Genomic DNA, 16,145 nt, shown 5'->3' with positions numbered 1-16,145 from the left:
CCCGCCCCCGGATCAGCACAAGGACAACCACCATGACGATCCAGCACGGACGAATCGACGTGCACCACCACATCATCCCGCCGGCCTTCGTCGACACCATGGCGAAGAAGGGGCTGACCATGGTCGCCGGCGCGCCACTGCCGACCTGGACGCCGCAGAAGTCCATCGAGGTGATGGACCTCAACGGCATCCAGACCGCCATCACCTCGCTGTCGGCGCCGGGCGTGCATTTCGGCGGCGGGGTGGAGCAGGCGCGCGAGCTGGCCATGCGCTGCAACGATTTCGCCGCGCAGATGCGCAGCGACCATCCCGGCCGATTCGGCAACTTCGCCGTGCTGCCGACACCCTTCACGGAGGCCGCCTGCCGCGAAGCGGTCCGCGCGCTGGACGAACTCGCGGCCGACGGCGTGGTGCTGCTGGGCAGTACCGACGGCGTGTTCCTCGGCGATGCGCGCTTCGACGAGCTGATGGCCGAGCTGGACCGCCGGGCGGCCATCGTCTTCGTCCACCCGAACATGCACGAGAGCAGCGAGAAGCTCGGCATCGCCGCACCGGGTTTTCTCGTCGAGTTCCTCTGCGACACCACCCGCGCGGCGGTCAACCTGATCCTCACCGGCACCCTGGAGAAGTACCCGCGCATCCGCTGGATCCTGGCCCACGGCGGCGGTTTCCTGCCCTACGTGGCCTGGCGCGTGTCGCTGGCCAATGCCCTGCCGCAGTTCCAGGACAAGGCGCCGCAAGGAGTGATGAACTACCTCCAGCGCTTCTATTACGACACCGCACTGTCGCCCTCGCGCTATTCCATGGCGGCGCTGAAGGAGCTGGTAGCGCCGTCGCAGATTCTCTTCGGCAGCGATTTCCCCTTCGCCCCGGCGCCGGTCACGACCCTGACCTGCCAGACCCTGGAAGCCAACCCGTTGTGGTCGGCGGAGCAGCGCTACGGCATCAATCGCGGCCATGCCCTGCGCCTCTTCCCGCAGTACCGCGAGGCGCAGGAGCAGGTGGTCGCGGCGCCGGTCTTTCGGGGCGAATCCTTCGGCAGCCGGCTCAAGCGCAGGCTGACCCGGCCGCTGGGCGCCTACGTCGAGCGGGTACGCAGCCGTTGACCCAGGCCGTCACCACCTGCAACGCCCAGCCACCGAATCCGAAGGATTGAACCCATGAGCACCCTGTTCGAACCCTTGCACCTGCCCAACGGCCAGGTGATCCCCAACCGCATCGCCAAGGCCGCGATGGAAGAGAACCTGGCCGATGCCGACCATGCGCCGGGGGAGTCGCTGACCCGTCTCTATCGCCGCTGGGCGGAGGGCGGCGCGGGGCTGATCATCACCGGCAACGTGATGGTCGATCGCCGCGCGCTGACCGGGCCGGCTGGCGTGGTCCTGGAAAACGACCGGCTGCTGCGCCGCTTCAGCGCCTGGGCCGAGGTGTGCCGCAGCCACGGAGCCCAGGCCTGGATGCAGATCAATCATCCGGGCCGTCAGCTGATGGCGGCGCTGGGGCAGCCGGCGCTGGGGCCGTCAGCCATCGCCGTGGACATACCGGGCCTGAAGAACCTGTTCGCCCAACCGCGGGCGCTCGCCGAGGCGGAAATCACCGGGCTGATTCAGCGCTACGTGGAGGCCGCCCGGCTGGCCGAGCGAGCCGGCTTCACCGGCGTGCAGGTGCATGCCGCGCATGGCTACCTGTTCAGCCAGTTCCTCTCGCCGCTGAGCAATCGGCGTGACGACCAATGGGGCGGCAGCCTCGACAACCGCGCGCGCATCCTGCTGCGCACGGTGGAGGCGATCAGGGCCCAGGTGGCCCCGACCTTCTGCGTGGCGGTGAAGCTCAACTCGGCGGATTTCCAGCGCGGCGGCTTCGAGGCGCACGACGCCGAGGCGGTGGTGCGCATGCTCAACGAGCGCTCCGTCGACCTGGTGGAGATCTCCGGCGGCAGCTACGAGAGCCCGGCGATGCAGGGGCAGACGCGGGACGGCAGTACCCTGGCGCGCGAGGCGTACTTCCTCGAGTTCGCCGAGCGCATCGCCGCGGCGGCCGCCATGCCGGTGATGGTCACCGGCGGCATTCGCCGACGCGAGGTGGCGGAGCAGGTGCTCCAGGGGCCGGTCTCGATGGTGGGCATGGCCACCGCGCTGGCGGTCGACCCTGCGTTGCCGCGGCGCTGGCGCAATGGCGAAGGGGCGTCGATCGAGCCGATCCGGGTGCCGTGGAAGAACAAGGCATTTGCCTCCGCCGCCACGCAGTCGATCGTCAAGAAGCAACTGACACTGCTCAGCCAGGGCCGACCGACGAACCCGCGCATCTCGCCGTTGCTGGCGCTGATCGGCAACCAGCTCAAGACGAGCCGGCAGTCGCGCCGCTATCGACGCTGGGTGGTCCAGCCCTGAAGCGTCAGTCGCCCTGCGGCAGGGGCAGGGCGGCGATCTTCTTCGCCTTTGCCGCTGTCGCGCCGAGGGCGAGGAGGATCATCTCGGTGACCCGCACGTCGTGGTCAGGAATCGCCCGGCCATCCAGGGTCGCGCGCATGGCGCCGGTGGCGGCGGACACCACCAGGTCCAGCGCGATGCCTTCGTCGGTATAGCGGAGCGTTCCTTCCGCGAGCCCCGCGCGCAGGTCGTTGAGCACATACCCGGCGAGCTTGGAATGCATGGCGCGGTCGAAGTGGATCACCCGCACCAGGGCGCTGGCCCATTGCGGGTCCGCCTGGGCCTGGCGAATGAACATCCGCACACCGATGGCCAGGCGCTGGGCGCCGCTGGAGACGCCCTCGCTGAGTTCCGTGATGGTCTCGGAAAACTCGCTGGCCAGCGCCAGGCCGACCGCCTCGGCCAACTCCTCGCGCGTGCGGAAGTAGTTGTAGATGGTGCCCGTCGACACCTCCGCCTCGGTGGCCAGTTCCTGCAGCGCCGTGGCCGCCACATCCTGCCGGGAGAACAGGCGCAGTGCCGCGTCCAGCAGGCCCTGGCGCGTGCGCGCACGCTTCTTGTGGCCACGCGTCAACGGCTCGACGGGAGACTCTGGGCGGGGCGAAGCAGGGCGATCGGTCATGGGGCGAACCTGGCAGCGGAACTGCGCCGATAATAAGGGAAGCCCGCTGCCATGGGGTACTGCTTCAGGCGCGCAGCAGCGCCTGGCAGCGCTGCAACAGGTCGTCGGCGCGGTGGGCCGGCGCCTGGTGCATGATGATGCGGTCCGGGCGCACCACCGCGAGGGTCGGCGCGGCCCAGGCGCCCAGCAGGTTGCCGTCCAGTTCCTCGGCGAATTCCGCAGCGCCGCCGCTGCGTTCCAGCCCGATCTGCAGGAAGCCGCCGCCCATTGCCTCCCACTGCTGCTGTTGGTGCGTGTCCAGCCAGCTGCGCGGGTTCGTGCCCAGGCCCACCAGTTGCAGGCGGTCGCCCAGCAGGTCATCGCTCAGGCAGACCCGGCCCTGGTGGCGCACCCAGCCCTGCGGGAAGAGGGCGCCGTTGGCTGGGCCCTTGCGGCGTTTGTCCGGCGTGAACAGGCCACGCTTGAAGCGGTTCTTCGGCTTGATGTCGAGGTCCTCGAAATGCCGGCGCGCGGCCGGGATCAGGCGCAGCGCCTTCATCAGGCCGTGGATCGTGGCGGCTGCCCAGGCGTTGCCGGGCATCACCAGGCGGCCCATGAGCTTGGCCAGCGCGATCATCTCGCGGGCGTGAGGGCGACGTTCCTCATCGTAGGTGTCGAGAATCGCCTGCGACGCCCGGCCCTGGAGCACCCAGCTCAGCTTCCATGCCAGGTTGGCGGCATCGCGCAGACCAGCCACCAGGCCCTGGCCAACGAAGGGCGGGGTGATGTGCGCGGCATCGCCGATCAGGAAGACCCGGCCCTTCTGGAAGGAGTCGCAGCAGCGCGCGTGGAACCGGTACACGGCCTTGCGTTCGATGTGCAGCTGGCCCGCGGGAATCCAGGGCTGCAGGAGCTGGCTGATGCGCTCGTCGCTTTCCATCTCGGCGCGGGTTTCGCCCCGCTGCAGCATGAACTCCCAGCGCTCGCGGCCGCCTGGTGCGGGCATGTGCGGTGTGGGGCGACGGTGATCGCAGAGAAACTCGACGTGGTCGATCGCCTGGCCGTGGCGGGAACCGGCATCGACGATCAGCCAGTCCTCGGCGTAGCTCTGTCCTTCGAAGTCCTGGCCAATGAGCGTGCGGACCTTCGAGCTGGCGCCATCGGCCCCGACCAGGTACGCGGCACGGACCTGGTGGACCTGGCCGCTGTCGTCTTCCAGCGAGGCGGACACGCCCGTCCCGTCCTGCACCAGGTCCCGCAGCGTCAGGCCGCCCTGGAACTGCACGTTGGCGTAATGCGCGGCCTGCTTGCGCATCGCCTGCTCCAGGTCCGGCTGATAGAAGGTCACCAGCTTTGGGTGGCCGTCGATCCGGCCGCGGGTGTTGGCCTGGCCGAATTGCCCCACCAGCGGGCAGTGCATTTTTACCTGGCCGATGGTCAGGGTATCGAAGGCGTCTTCCGCCAGGCCGGCGAGCTGCAGGATGCGCAGCGCCTCGTTGTCCAGCGCGATGGCGCGCGGCATCAGCAGGACGTCATGGACCTTGTCCACGACCAGGGCATTGACGCCGTAGCGGCCGAGCAGCGCGGCGAGTGTCGCGCCGACCGGGCCGTTGCCAATGACCAGGACATCAATCGAGCAGGGCAGTTGCTTGTTGTTGTTATGCATGGGGCGGGTCCTGAAACGGAGTGGGGCGGGCCGGGGAGGTCCCGTTTCGGACTCTATCAAAATTGACGAATGTTTCAATATTGGGTGTTGTGTCACAAATACGGCGTCTGCGGCCGAATCCTCCCCGCCGCCTCCCTCCTGCCATTTTGAGCCCGACGATGTGATTTCCCCGGTTCGACCTGCGTCAAGGAATCTGCCCCGCGCCGTTGTCTGGGGACTGATAACAGGGCCTGCCATGCAAACGCTGTTGAACGAGATTCTCGAAGAAGTACGCCCCTTGATCGGCAAGGGCAAAGTGGCCGACTACATCCCCGCGCTGGCGGACGTGCCGGCCCAGCAGTTGGGCATTGCCGTCTATGGCAACGACGGCAGTTATTACTGCGCCGGCGACGCGCTGGTGCCGTTCTCGGTGCAGAGTATTTCCAAGGTGTTCAGCCTGGTTCAGGCGATCGGCCATTCCGGGGAAGCGATCTGGGAGCGTCTGGGCCATGAGCCCTCGGGCCAGCCGTTCAACTCCCTGGTGCAGCTGGAGTTCGAACGCGGGCGTCCGCGCAATCCGTTCATCAATGCCGGTGCGCTGGTGATCTGCGATATCAACCAGTCGCGCTTTGCCGCCCCCATCCTGTCGATGCGCGATTTCGTCCGCCGCCTGTCGGGCAATCCCCACGTGACGATGGATGCCCGTGTCGCCGATTCGGAGTACCAGTTCCGCGCGCGCAACGCCGCCATGGCGTACCTGATGCAGTCCTTCGGTAACTTCCACAACGAGGTCGAGACAGTGCTGCGCAGCTATTTCAGCTACTGCGCGCTGCAGATGACCTGCCTCGACCTGGCCCGGGCGTTCTGTTTCCTGGCCAACGACGGGTTCTGCAAGCACAGCGGCGAGCAGATCCTGACCCGGCGCCAGACCCAGCAGGTCAACTCGATCATGGCCACCAGCGGGCTGTACGACGAAGCGGGCAACTTCGCCTACCGCGTGGGGCTGCCCGGCAAGAGCGGCGTCGGCGGCGGGATCGTGGCCGTCGTACCCGGCCAGTTCAGCGTCTGCGTGTGGTCGCCGGAGCTGAATGCGGCGGGCAACTCCCTCGCCGGCATGGCGGCGCTCGAACTGCTCAGCTCGCGGATCGGCTGGTCGGTGTTCTGACGCCGGGCAGGCGTGCGGCCGGCGATTCGTCGGGCACTGACTACCGGGCCCGCTGCGGAGGCGGTTCGACGCAGTTGCCGCAGCAAGCAGCTGGTCGTGTCGCCCTCGACCGATCCGCCAGGATATGGTTGTATCGTGCAACTAATTAGGCGGGGGAAATGCCATGACGATCGATCCATCCGTGGTGGAGCAGGTTCGCGCCGCGTCGCGCACCATGGTCCGCGAGCTGGGGTTCATGCGCACGACCCTGGCGGGTACCGATTACTCGCCCTCCGCCGTCCACACCCTGCTGGAGTTGAGCGCCCGCGGTACGCTGAGCGCCGCGCAGCTCGTGCAGGTTCTCGGGCTGGAAAAATCCAGCGTCAGCCGCCTGGTGGCGAAGCTCGTTCGCTCCGGTGAGGTGCAAGAGACCGCGTCGGATGACGATGCGCGAACCAAGCGACTCAGCCTGACGGCCCAGGGAACGCGTACGGTCGGCGCCATCCATGCCTACGGTCAGCGGCAGGTGACGACCGCGCTGACAGCGTTGGACGGCGCGCAACAGCGTTCCATCGCGCAGGGGCTGGAGGCCTACGCGCAGGCCCTGAGGGCACAGCGCCTCGGCGCGGAACCGCCGGCCGGTTCGGTCATCCGGGTGTCGTCGGGGTATCGTCCCGGGCTGATCGGGCGCGTGACGGAAATGCACGCCAGCTTCTACTCGCGGCATTCCGGCTTCGGGCAGTTCTTCGAAAGCCAGGTGGCAACCGGCATCGCAGCCTTCGCCGGGCGCCTGAACCAGCCACGCAATGGCATCTGGGTGGCCGAGCAGGGTCCGCGAATAGTCGGCTCGGTCGCCATCGATGGCGAGGACCTGGGCAACGGCGAGGCGCACCTGCGCTGGTTCATCCTCGACGAGCACTGTCGGGGCCAGGGCGTGGGGCGCCGCCTGCTGGAGGAGGCCATGGCCTTCTGCGCCGAGCAGGGCTTCTCCGCCGTCCAGCTCTGGACATTCAAGGGCCTGGATGCGGCGCGCCGGCTCTACGAGTCGTTCGGCTTCGAGCTGACCCGCGAAGCGCAGGGCGACCAATGGGGCACGAGCGTCACGGAGCAGCAGTTCACGCGCGATCTCACCCGTCGCAGCTGACGAAAGACCGGGGCTTGTCGCTGCCTCCGTGACTGTCTTCCTTGTGGCTGGATATCAGGCAGCTTCGATGGCTGCGGTAACGATCACCTCTACCCGCAACCGAGGGTCTGCCAGTTTCGCTTCGCCGCAGGCCCGCGCCGGAGCGTGGCCGGCGGGCACCCAGGCATCCCACACGGCGTTCATCTCGGCGAAGTCGGCCATGTCGGCGAGCCAGATGATGGTCTGCAAGAGGTGCTGGCGCGTGGTGCCGGCTTCATCGAGCAGGGCGTCGACGTGCGCCAGTGCGGTGCGGGTCTGCTCCGCCACCGATTGGTGCACCTCGCCGACCTGGCCGGCGAGGTAAACGGTGTCGCGGTGGATGACGATCTGGCTCATGCGTGGGCCGGTCTGCTTGCGCTGGATACTCATGGGTGGAACTCCTTGGGTCAGAAGCGTCGTGCGGAAAAACTGTCGAGCCAGTCCGGCGCCCTGCCATCGAGGATCTGGGCGACCAGTTGCCCGGTGGCGCCAGCAAGGGTGAGGCCGAGATGCTGGTGGCCGAAGGCGTGAATCAGCCGTGGCTCATTGGGGGAAGCGCCGATCACCGGCAGCGAGTCCGGCAGCGACGGCCGGAAGCCCAGCCAGCGCCGCGCCACCGGAGCGCGCAGGCCGAGCACGCGGCGCACCCGCTGTTCCAGGTAGTCGAAGCGCTGCGGGTTGGCCGCGTCGCGGATCGAGCCCAGTTCCACGGTGCCGGCCACGCGCAGGCGGCCGGCCATGGGGGTCATGTAGAAGGCGCTTTCCACCGGGCAGCAGGGGCGCTCGAGCAGGGTGTCGTCGAGGTCGAACTCCAGGTGGTAGCCCCGTTCGGTGTCCAGCGGGATGCGGTCGCCCACCTGGCGGGCGAGGGCGGCGGACCAGGCGCCGCCACAGAGCACCACGCGATCGGCGAGCAGGCGCTGGCCATCCGCGCAATCCAGTTGCAGACCGTTGCGCTGCCGGCTGAGCCGCTCCACCGCATTGAAGTGGAGGGCGCCCTCGGCCAGCAGCGGAGCGGCCAGGTCCTCGAAGAAGCGTTGTGGATCGTCCAGGTGCGACGACTCGGGGAACAGGATGCCGCCCACGCTCTTGCCCGCCAGCGCCGGTTCAAGTGCCTCAAGCTCCTCGCGGCCCAGGCGTTGCTGGGGAATGCCAAATCGCTCGCGCAGGGCGTAACCGGCATCCGCGGCGCGCAGGCTGTCCTGGCTGGCATAGGCGTAGATGCAGCCCTTGTGGCGCAGATGCCGGTTGGCAGCGGGCGCCTCGTCCAGCAGTGGCGCGTAACCCTCGTAGGTGTGCTGCAGCAGTTGGGCGAGGGCGGTGGCGTTGCGTTGGAAGTTCTGCGGTCGGCACTGGTCGAGGAAGCGCAGCAGCCAGGGCATCAGCCGCGGCAGGCGCGACCAGCGGATGACGAAGGGCGAGTCAGGTGAAAACAGCAGGCGCGGAATGTCCTTGAGCAGGCCCGGTTGCGCGATGGGCATGCAGCCGTAGGGTGCGAAGGTGCCGGCATTGCCGTAGGAGGCGCCGGCGGCGACCGCGTCGCGCTCCAGCACAATCACTTGATAGCCCTGGCGGCGCAGCCAGAGGGCGGTGGCGACGCCCACCGCTCCGGCGCCGACGACGGCAACTTCACAACGTTCCGGCAATTTCATCGAGGTTTCAGACCCTGTCGTGCATGTGGAGATGGCCTTGCTGCGCGAGACGGGCGATGACGTCCAGGGCCTGGACCAGCTGCTCGCGCGACTTGGCCGCGGAAAGATTGATGCGCACCGCGTTGGGTGACTGGTCCTGGCGCAGGCTGAAGGCACCGCCGGGCAGCACGCCGACGCCCTGTTCCTGGCAGAGACGGGCAAAGCGCGAGGCATTCCAGGGCTCGGGCAGGTGCAGCCAGGCGTGGGTGCCGACGTCGCTGGCCTGGTAGCGCAGGCCCTTCAGGTGCTCGGCCAGCAGCGCCTGGCGGGCGCGCAGTTCCTCGCGCTGGTGGGCGATCAGCTCGTCGCTGACACGCTCTTCGATCAACCGGGTAGCAATCAGCGCGTTCAGCGGCGAGGTGCTCCAGCAGTCGATGCGCAAGGTAGCGGCGATGTTCTGCACCTGGGCGGGCGGTGCCACCACAAAGCCCATGCGCAGGCCGGGAGCGATGCACTTGGAAAGCGCGGTGACGTAGAACGTGCGCTGCGGACGGTGGGTGATAAAGGTGTCGTCGCGGTGTTCGAGCAACGCACGGTAGACGTCGTCTTCGATCAGCCAGAGGTCGTCGTGAGGCTCCATCACCGCCAGCAACTCCGCGCGACGTTGCGCATCGAGGGTGATGGCGGTGGGGTTGTGGATCGACGGCACGAGGAACAGCAGGCGCGGTGCGTGGGTTGCGATGGCCTCGCTGAGGGCCTGCGGACTCATGCCGCGCGCGTCGCCGTCCACGCCCACCAGGTTCAGGCCCAGCGAGCGGCACAGGGCATTGATGCCCTGGTAAGTGATGCTATCGGCCAGCACGGTGTCGCCGGCCGCCGTCATCGCGCGCAGGATGCAGGCAATGCCGTGCTGCGCGCCTTCGGTGACGACCAGGTTGCCGGCCTCGGCGGGGACGTCCAGCGTCCGCAGCCAGTGCGCTGCCGCCTCGCGCGCCCAGGGCATGCCCTCGGAAGGGTGATAGTCCTTCATGCCGCTGAAGCGTGGGTCGTTGCCAAGACGCGGCAGCAGGGCGACCAGCGCCTTGTTGTAGGCGTCGGTGGCGGGGCGGTTGACGCTCAGGTCGATCAACCCCGGCGCATCGCTGGGCGCGGACTGGAACTGCACCGCAGGCTGGCGCGGATGGGCGACCTGGGTGCCACGGCCCGGGCGGCTTTCGATCAGCCCCTGCTCCTGCAGCACAGCCATGGCGCGGGTCACGGTGGTGATGTTGATGCCCAGCTCGCTGGCCAGTTCGCGGTGCGGCGGCAACCGCTCACCCGGCTGCAGGGCGCCGCTGCGGATCGCCTCGGTCAGGGCGCCGGCCAGCTGCGCATAGAGCGTCTCGGCGCCGTCGCGCTGCAGCAGGGCGTCGGTCTTGAGGGCAGTCAGAAGGGTTTCGAATGGGCTCATGGCCTGAGGGGTTCCTTGTACTTATCCTGCAGTTAACCGGATAAAAACATCACTTGTCATGCATTTTTATCCATGACAATCCATGTTGACAAGCAATATATCGCTTGTTAGCTTCGAATTGTATTGCTTGTCATGCATTACAAAAACAACGCACCTTATGGCAGGAATTCGACATGACAGAACAGCCGCTCCATCGCCGCGTGCCCGCTCCCGTCAGGGCGCCAGCGCGCTTCCTGAACTCGGCGGGTACCGGTGGGCGCCCAGAGTATCCAGCGTCGCTCTACACTCCATCAACCATTGTCTCGGCTGACGAGTCCTGGTTGTTCGCCGATACAACCCACCCGGAGGTGCACCCATGAGCCGGCCACTGAAGCTCGACGCCCCGCGCGAGCGCCGCCTGAGCGGTGCATTGCGCCAGCGCCACATCACCATGATCTCGCTGGGCGGCATCATCGGCGCGGGATTGTTCGTCGGCAGCAGCGCCACCATCGGCGCCATCGGCCCGGCAGCCTTCCTGAGTTATCTCGCCGCCGGCATCGTGGTGATGCTGGTGATGCGCATGCTGGGCGAGATGGCGGTGGCGATTCCCGGCGTCGGCTCCTTCACCGAGTACGCCCGCCTGGGCCTGGGCAACTGGGTGGGCTTCACCAGCGGTTGGTTGTACTGGTACTTCTGGGTGATTGTCGTGGCGGTGGAGGCGGTGGTCGGCGCCGACATCCTCAAGCAGTGGATCCCGCTGCCGGCCTGGGCCATCGGCCTGAGCCTGCTGGCGATCATGACCGCCATCAATTGCCTGTCGGTGAAGTCCTACGGCGAATTCGAGTACTGGTTCGCCTCGCTCAAGGTGTTCGCCATCATCGTCTTCATCGGCCTGGGCTGCGCCTACCTGTTCGGCTGGGCGCCGAGCACCAGCGCGCTGCTGGGCAACCTGGTCAACGACCGCGGCTTCATGCCCTATGGCATCGGCGCGGTGCTGGCTGGCGTACCGACGGTGATTTTCGCCGTGGGCGGCGCGGAGATCGCCACCATCGCCGCGGCCGAGTCGGATGATCCGTCCAAGAGCGTCGCCGCCATGACGCGCTCGGTGATCTTCCGGGTGATCGCCTTCTACGTCGCGTCGATCCTGCTGATCGTCTGCATCGTGCCCTGGGGCAGCATCGTACCGGGGCATTCTCCCTTCGTTGCGGCCATGGAAGTGATGAAGGTGCCGGGCGCGACCCTGATCATGCAGGGCGTGGTGCTGGTGGCGGTGCTCTCGGCGCTCAACTCCGGGCTCTATGTGTCCTCGCGCATCCTCTTCGGCCTCAGCGAGCGCGGCGATGCGCCGGCCTCGCTGTCGCAACTGACCGGCCGCAAGGTCCCGCGCATGGCAGTGCTGCTCAGCAGCGTGATCGGCTATATCGCCATCGCCGCCGCCATTGCCTCGCCACAGGGGGTGTTCCTGTTCCTGGTGAACGCGTCGGGGGCGATCATGCTGTTCGTCTACCTGGCGATCGCCGTCGCCCAGGTGCGTCTGCGTCGCCAGCTGGAGCGCGAAGCGCCGCAGCGCCTGACGCTGCGCATGTGGTTGTTCCCGGGGTTGTCCTACGCGGTGATCGCCTCGATCGTCGGGGTGCTGTTGGCCATGGCCTTCCAGGATGATCTGCGCATCCAGCTGCTGGCCAGCCTGGTGAGCCTGGCGGTGGTCTCGGCGGCGCATTTGCTGGTGCGTCGGCGACGTTCGCGCCTGAAGGTCAGCGAGTCGCGCGTGGCGGTAGGGCGCGGCTGATGAGACGAAGAACCCCGGCTTGTTCCGGGGTTTTTCGTTCAATGAGGCGGTCGCCTTCGGTCGTCATGTGGCACTCCCTGAAGGTCTGGTGAAAGTCCGCTCAGGGCTTCGGCGCAGCGCTGTCGGCGCACGCCGCCTCATTCCAGCCGCGCCGGCAAGGTGATGTCGACCACCGCGCGGCTGCCTTCGTTGCAGAACCCCACCCGGCCGCCGAAGCTTTCGCACAGCGCCTTGACGATGGGCAGCCCCAGGCCCCAGCCCTTGGTGTCGCTGCGGGTGGAGATGAAGTAGGGCGTGGCGAGGTTGTTCAGCACCTCCACCGGGAAGCTGCCGGTGTTGCTGACGCGCAGGCAGATGTGCTGCTCCTGGCGGGACAGCGCGAGGCAGATGGGCTGCTCCGGCGCGCCATGCTTGGCGGCGTTGCCCACCAGGTTCTCGAGGATGCGCAGGAAGGCGGTGGTATCCCAGATCACTTCGCCCAGCGCGCCGTCGATCTGCAGCGCCAGCGGGTTGCTGACCTGCAGGCCGAGGGTGGCGATGGCGTCGTGCATCCAGGCGCCCAGGTCGGTCGCCTCGCCGCGCAGCTGGATGCCGCCGCCGACGCTGACATGGGAGATGTCCAGCAGGTTGGCGACCATGTTGTCGACGCGGCGCAGGTTGTCCTCGACGATCTTCAGCAATTCGTCGGTGCGCCGGGTGGGGCTGCGCAGCATCAGCCCGGTGGCCATGGTGGCGGCGGCGAGCGGCGAGCGCAGGTCGTGGCTGAAGGAGCGCATGAAGCGCTCGAGCATGATCTTCTCCGTGCTGATCTGCTCGGTACGCGCCTCGGCCCAGTCGCGCTGGCGCTCGACCCGCTGCAGCCGGGTGCTGCTCTTGAGCAGGCTGCCGATGGTGGCGATCAGCTCGTCGGGGTTGATCGGGTGGGTCAGGTAGGCGCGGGCGCCGACGTTCAGGCCGGTGGCCTTGTCCTTGCCGCTGACGAAGGTGGCCGAGATGTTGATGATCGCCGGCAGGCGTTTGGGCCCCAGGCGTTTCTCGGCCCGCTGGATCAGCTCGAAGCCGGTCATGTCCGGCAGGTTGATGTCCAGGATGACCACGTCCACGCCTTGCAGGATCAGCTCCAGGCCTTCGGCGCCGGTGGCCGCTTCCAGCACTTCGTATTGCGATCCGCCGGCGACGATCTTGCGCAGGATGTAGCGGTTGGCTTCGAGGTCGTCGATGACCAGGACCTTCTTAGCGCCCATGGTGGTGCTCCTCCATCAGGCGCGACACCTCGCGCAGGACCTGTTCGCCATAATCGGTGGCCGACTTCTGTACGATGGCCCGCGAATGGCGCGCCAGGTGCTGGCGGGCGGCGTCGTCCAAAGGCTTGGCGGTGTTGATCACCACGCGGGCGTGCAGGCCCCAGTCCATGTTGTCGAGCAGGTCCTCGCCGGCGATGTCCGGCAGGTCCAGGTCGAGGAAGATCAGGTCGGGGCGCACCTCGTAGAGCATCTCGATGCTGGCGGCGCCGTTGCACGCCTCGTGGACCGAGGCCTGGTAGGGGCTCAGCAGTTTGTTCAGCAGGTAGCGGTCCGCCTCGCTGTCATCCACCACCAGCACGTTGATGCCGCTCAGATCCAGCGGTGCATCGCTGGCGGTCGCCTCGTCGTGCCGGCGGCGCAGGCGCAGCAGGAAGCGGCTGCCGCGGCCGGGGCTGCTGTCCAGGCTGATGGAGCCGTGCAGCAGGCTCGCCAGGCGTTGCGCCAGCGGCAGGCCCAGGCCGGTGCCCTGTACCTTGGCAAGTTCCGGGTTGCGGATGCGCAGGAATTCCTCGAAGACCTTGCCCTGGTTTTCCGGGGCGATGCCGATGCCGGTGTCCTCGACGAGGAACTCGACCGTCTCGTCGTCGGGCAGGTAGGTGCGCACGCTGACGCGCCCCTGCGGCGTGTACTTGAAGGCGTTGTCGATCAGGTTGCGCATCACCTGGAACAGCAGGTGCCGGTCGGTCTGCAGGGCGACGTCGCTGGCGGGCGCCGCGACCTGCCACTGCAACTGCGGGTAACGCAGCGCGATGGCGCCGGCGCACTGGCGCAGCTGCTCGGTGAACTCGGCCAGGGTGAAGTGCGAGGGCGAGATCTCGCTGCGGCCGGACTCGGCCTTGGACAGGTCGAGCAGTTCATTGACCAGCCCCGACAGTTCGGCGGCGGCCTCGCTGATGAAGCCCACCTGGCGCTGCTGCTCGGGGTTGAGCGGGCCGTCGTGGCCGTTGAGCAGCAGCTTGCTGATGTTCTCGACGATATTGATCGGCGTGCGGATCTCGTGGGTCATGTTGGCGAAGAAGCGGCTCTTGGAGGCGCTCGCCTCGCGCACTTCCTCGTTGGCTTTCTCCAGCTCCGAATAGAGCGCCACCACGCCCTTGTTGGTGTTCTCCAGTTCGAGGTTGATGGCTTCGAGCTCCCGCTGCTTGTCCTGCAGTTCGCCGGCGGTGAGCAGCAGTTCGCTGCCGCTCAGTTGCAGCTCGACGAAGGGGTCGGCGGCGCCGCTGTGCTGCAGTTGCTGGCGGATGCTCTGGATGCGCGCCGGGGTGGGCGTGGCGCGGGCGCCGGTAATGTACTTGCAGGCGCGGATGCGCGTGCCCTCGGCGCCGGTGCGCAGGTCGAACTCGTCCATCAGCCGCCGGGCGCCGCGCAGCCCCAGGCCCATGCCGGTGTGGGAGACATAGCTGCCGTCGAGGATGCGCTCGATGTCGGCGATGCCCGGCCCGTTGTCCAGGGCTTCCAGGCACAGGCGCTCCAGCAGGCCCTGCGCGTTGCTGCTGATGTCGAAATGAAAGAGCCCTTCGCCGGCGTACTGGTAGGTGTTGCGCGCCAGTTCGGACACGGCGGTGGCGAAGCGGATCTGCTCGAGGTGCGGCAGCTCCAGCCAGCTGGCGATCTGCCGCGCGCTCTGGCGACAGGTCACCACGTCGATTTCCTCGCGGATGCGGACGGTGGCGATGCGAAAGTGGTCAGGCATGTTTGAGCACCACCAGGGTTGCGTCGTCGTTGTGCCGACGGAAGTCGCGCTGCAGAACGCCCGCGATCACCGCGGGATGGCGGGAGGCAAGGCCCGGATAGGCGCCCAGGTTGAAACGCGTGCCGATGCCATCGGAGGCCATCAGCAGCACGGTGGACGGCGACCAGGGGTAGCTGAAGCTCTTGATCCGGCCGATCCGGTACCCCACCGTGCCGTTGCCCGACACCATGCTGCGGCTGCGTCCGTCATCGAGCACGCCGAGGATGTTGCCCATGGCGCAGAAGCGCACCTCCGCCTGTTGCGGCAGGACTTCGGCCAGCGCCACGGCGCCGCCACGGGTGGAAGCCAGAGCATGGTGCATACGTTCGAGCAGCGTTTCCTGTGGCAGGTTCAGATCATGTTGCAGGAATATCTCCCGCGCCCGCGTCGCGACGAGGCTGGCGGCGTGGCCATGGCCCAGGCCGTCGCAGACCATCAGGCGGTTGCCCTTGCGCGCCCAGGCGTCGCCGCAGCTTTCTTCGCCGGGGTAGGGCGTACTGATGCCGGCGACCTGTAGCGGGTCGTTGCGCTCGTGCAGGTCGAAGCCGGCGAACAGCACCGTGCCCTGGCCGGGCACGGAATAGAGGTCGAAGGTGTCGGCCTGCCGCCGGATCGCGCCAAGACCTGCGCCCATGGTGCCGGCGGTGGAAAAGCTGTCGCTCAGGCAGCGCGCCACGTCCTGCATGCCCGGCCCGCGGTCCACGGCGAGCAGTTGCAGGTGGTCGTCATCCTGGAAATAGAGCATCTCCCCGCCGCTGGCGTGCAACACCAGGTTGCGCGCCATCTCCTGCACCACCAGGGTCAGGCGGTCGAGCAGCGCCTGGCCGACGCCGGCGTCGCGCGCCAGGTTGACCGCCGCGCGGCGCGCGGCGTCGACATGCGCGCTGTGCGATACCGCGAGATTGAACTGTAGCGCCGCGTCGTTCATTTCCACTTCCATAGTTCGATGGTCGTACCTGTCCCTGGTTCGCTCTGGATGGCGAACTGATCCACCAGCCGGCGCGACCCGCTGAGCCCCAGGCCCAGGCCGTTGCCCGTGGTGTAGCCGTCCACCAGCGCCTGTTCGATGTTGGCGATGCCCGGCCCCTGGTCGCTGATCACCAGGCGGACCGCCGCGCGGCCGTCGCGCTGGGTGATTTCCACCACGCATTGCCCGCCGCCGCCGTAGAGCAGGGCGTTACGCGCGATCTCGCTGGCGGCGGTGACGATCTTGGTCTGCGAGACCAGCCCCAGCCGTATCTGCTCGGCCGCCTGGCGGACCTTCTGGCGGATGACCACG

Annotated in this window: 14 protein-coding genes; 5 read left to right on the top strand and 9 right to left on the bottom strand. The window is 67.7% G+C overall.

Annotated features, from left to right (window positions below):
• Positions 1-32 precede the first annotated feature (32 nt).
• Together N0B71_RS25025 and N0B71_RS25020 are read left to right on the top strand one after the other, a co-directional pair.
• The gene (locus N0B71_RS25025; RefSeq protein ID WP_259755613.1) at positions 33-1,106 is read left to right on the top strand and encodes an amidohydrolase family protein; all 1,074 of its coding nucleotides are present in this window, start codon (positions 33-35) and stop codon (positions 1,104-1,106) included.
• Between the two features lie 54 nt (positions 1,107-1,160).
• The gene (locus N0B71_RS25020; protein ID WP_259755612.1) at positions 1,161-2,390 is read left to right on the top strand and encodes an NADH:flavin oxidoreductase/NADH oxidase family protein; all 1,230 of its coding nucleotides are present in this window, start codon (positions 1,161-1,163) and stop codon (positions 2,388-2,390) included.
• Positions 2,391-2,394: 4 nt separating this feature from the next.
• Here N0B71_RS25020 and N0B71_RS25015 read toward each other — a convergent pair whose 3' ends face one another.
• Complete coding sequence (locus N0B71_RS25015) at positions 2,395-3,051, bottom strand: TetR/AcrR family transcriptional regulator (RefSeq protein WP_259755611.1); 657 nt, start codon at positions 3,049-3,051, stop codon at positions 2,395-2,397.
• Positions 3,052-3,115: 64 nt separating this feature from the next.
• Positions 3,116-4,696 (bottom strand): bifunctional 3-(3-hydroxy-phenyl)propionate/3-hydroxycinnamic acid hydroxylase, encoded by a 1,581-nt coding sequence (locus N0B71_RS25010; RefSeq protein ID WP_259755610.1) that lies wholly within the window; start codon positions 4,694-4,696, stop codon positions 3,116-3,118.
• A gap of 235 nt (positions 4,697-4,931) precedes the next feature.
• On the opposite strand from N0B71_RS25010, the gene glsB reads away from it, so the two are divergent.
• Both glsB and N0B71_RS25000 read left to right on the top strand, forming a co-directional pair.
• Positions 4,932-5,840: a glutaminase B gene (gene glsB / locus N0B71_RS25005; protein WP_259755609.1), complete on the top strand. Its 909-nt coding sequence runs from the start codon at positions 4,932-4,934 to the stop codon at positions 5,838-5,840.
• A gap of 163 nt (positions 5,841-6,003) precedes the next feature.
• Positions 6,004-6,963: a bifunctional helix-turn-helix transcriptional regulator/GNAT family N-acetyltransferase gene (locus N0B71_RS25000; protein ID WP_259755608.1), complete on the top strand. Its 960-nt coding sequence runs from the start codon at positions 6,004-6,006 to the stop codon at positions 6,961-6,963.
• A gap of 54 nt (positions 6,964-7,017) precedes the next feature.
• On the opposite strand, the gene N0B71_RS24995 is transcribed toward N0B71_RS25000, so the two are convergent.
• The 3 genes from N0B71_RS24995 to N0B71_RS24985 are packed head-to-tail and all read right to left on the bottom strand — an operon-like array spanning position 7,018 to position 10,062.
• Complete coding sequence (locus N0B71_RS24995) at positions 7,018-7,371, bottom strand: RidA family protein (protein ID WP_259755607.1); 354 nt, start codon at positions 7,369-7,371, stop codon at positions 7,018-7,020.
• A gap of 17 nt (positions 7,372-7,388) precedes the next feature.
• A complete protein-coding gene (locus tag N0B71_RS24990; protein WP_259755606.1) occupies positions 7,389-8,633 on the bottom strand; it encodes an NAD(P)/FAD-dependent oxidoreductase in 1,245 nt (414 codons plus the stop codon).
• 7 nt (positions 8,634-8,640) lie between these two features.
• Positions 8,641-10,062: an aminotransferase-like domain-containing protein gene (locus N0B71_RS24985; RefSeq protein WP_259755604.1), complete on the bottom strand. Its 1,422-nt coding sequence runs from the start codon at positions 10,060-10,062 to the stop codon at positions 8,641-8,643.
• A 355-nt stretch (positions 10,063-10,417) separates the two neighbouring features.
• On the opposite strand from N0B71_RS24985, the gene N0B71_RS24980 reads away from it, so the two are divergent.
• Positions 10,418-11,830, top strand: coding sequence for an amino acid permease (locus N0B71_RS24980; RefSeq protein WP_259755602.1), 1,413 nt, complete (start codon positions 10,418-10,420; stop codon positions 11,828-11,830).
• 137 nt (positions 11,831-11,967) lie between these two features.
• Here N0B71_RS24980 and N0B71_RS24975 read toward each other — a convergent pair whose 3' ends face one another.
• From N0B71_RS24975 to N0B71_RS24960, 4 genes are read right to left on the bottom strand one after another with little or no spacing between them, the layout of a single operon-like run.
• Positions 11,968-13,074, bottom strand: a complete 1,107-nt coding sequence (locus tag N0B71_RS24975) for an ATP-binding response regulator (protein ID WP_259755600.1) — start codon at positions 13,072-13,074, stop codon at positions 11,968-11,970.
• Entirely contained in the window at positions 13,064-14,827 is a 1,764-nt protein-coding gene (locus tag N0B71_RS24970; RefSeq protein ID WP_259755599.1) for an ATP-binding protein, read from the bottom strand. The genes N0B71_RS24975 and N0B71_RS24970 overlap by 11 nt, the downstream gene beginning before the upstream one ends.
• Positions 14,820-15,794 (bottom strand): ATP-binding SpoIIE family protein phosphatase, encoded by a 975-nt coding sequence (locus N0B71_RS24965; RefSeq protein WP_259755598.1) that lies wholly within the window; start codon positions 15,792-15,794, stop codon positions 14,820-14,822. Before N0B71_RS24965 ends, N0B71_RS24970 begins: the two co-directional genes overlap by 8 nt.
• Positions 15,791-16,144, bottom strand: a complete 354-nt coding sequence (locus N0B71_RS24960) for an anti-sigma regulatory factor (protein ID WP_259755597.1) — start codon at positions 16,142-16,144, stop codon at positions 15,791-15,793. The genes N0B71_RS24965 and N0B71_RS24960 overlap by 4 nt, the downstream gene beginning before the upstream one ends.
• Position 16,145: the final 1 nt, after the last annotated feature.

This window comes from Pseudomonas sp. GCEP-101 (genome assembly GCF_025133575.1).
Taxonomy (GTDB): Bacteria; Pseudomonadota; Gammaproteobacteria; order Pseudomonadales; family Pseudomonadaceae; genus Pseudomonas; species Pseudomonas nitroreducens_B.
The sequence above is the reverse complement of the archived record's forward strand: the minus strand, read 5'-3'. Positions and strand labels throughout refer to the sequence as shown.

Coding starts and splice junctions, on each gene's coding strand:
- N0B71_RS25025 (WP_259755613.1), top strand. CDS start 33: ATGACGATCCAGCACGGACGAATCGACGTGCACCACCACATCATCCCG.
- N0B71_RS25020 (WP_259755612.1), top strand. CDS start 1,161: ATGAGCACCCTGTTCGAACCCTTGCACCTGCCCAACGGCCAGGTGATC.
- N0B71_RS25015 (WP_259755611.1), bottom strand. CDS start 3,051: ATGACCGATCGCCCTGCTTCGCCCCGCCCAGAGTCTCCCGTCGAGCCG.
- N0B71_RS25010 (WP_259755610.1), bottom strand. CDS start 4,696: ATGCATAACAACAACAAGCAACTGCCCTGCTCGATTGATGTCCTGGTC.
- glsB (WP_259755609.1), top strand. CDS start 4,932: ATGCAAACGCTGTTGAACGAGATTCTCGAAGAAGTACGCCCCTTGATC.
- N0B71_RS25000 (WP_259755608.1), top strand. CDS start 6,004: ATGACGATCGATCCATCCGTGGTGGAGCAGGTTCGCGCCGCGTCGCGC.
- N0B71_RS24995 (WP_259755607.1), bottom strand. CDS start 7,371: ATGAGTATCCAGCGCAAGCAGACCGGCCCACGCATGAGCCAGATCGTC.
- N0B71_RS24990 (WP_259755606.1), bottom strand. CDS start 8,633: ATGAAATTGCCGGAACGTTGTGAAGTTGCCGTCGTCGGCGCCGGAGCG.
- N0B71_RS24985 (WP_259755604.1), bottom strand. CDS start 10,062: ATGAGCCCATTCGAAACCCTTCTGACTGCCCTCAAGACCGACGCCCTG.
- N0B71_RS24980 (WP_259755602.1), top strand. CDS start 10,418: ATGAGCCGGCCACTGAAGCTCGACGCCCCGCGCGAGCGCCGCCTGAGC.
- N0B71_RS24975 (WP_259755600.1), bottom strand. CDS start 13,074: ATGGGCGCTAAGAAGGTCCTGGTCATCGACGACCTCGAAGCCAACCGC.
- N0B71_RS24970 (WP_259755599.1), bottom strand. CDS start 14,827: ATGCCTGACCACTTTCGCATCGCCACCGTCCGCATCCGCGAGGAAATC.
- N0B71_RS24965 (WP_259755598.1), bottom strand. CDS start 15,794: ATGAACGACGCGGCGCTACAGTTCAATCTCGCGGTATCGCACAGCGCG.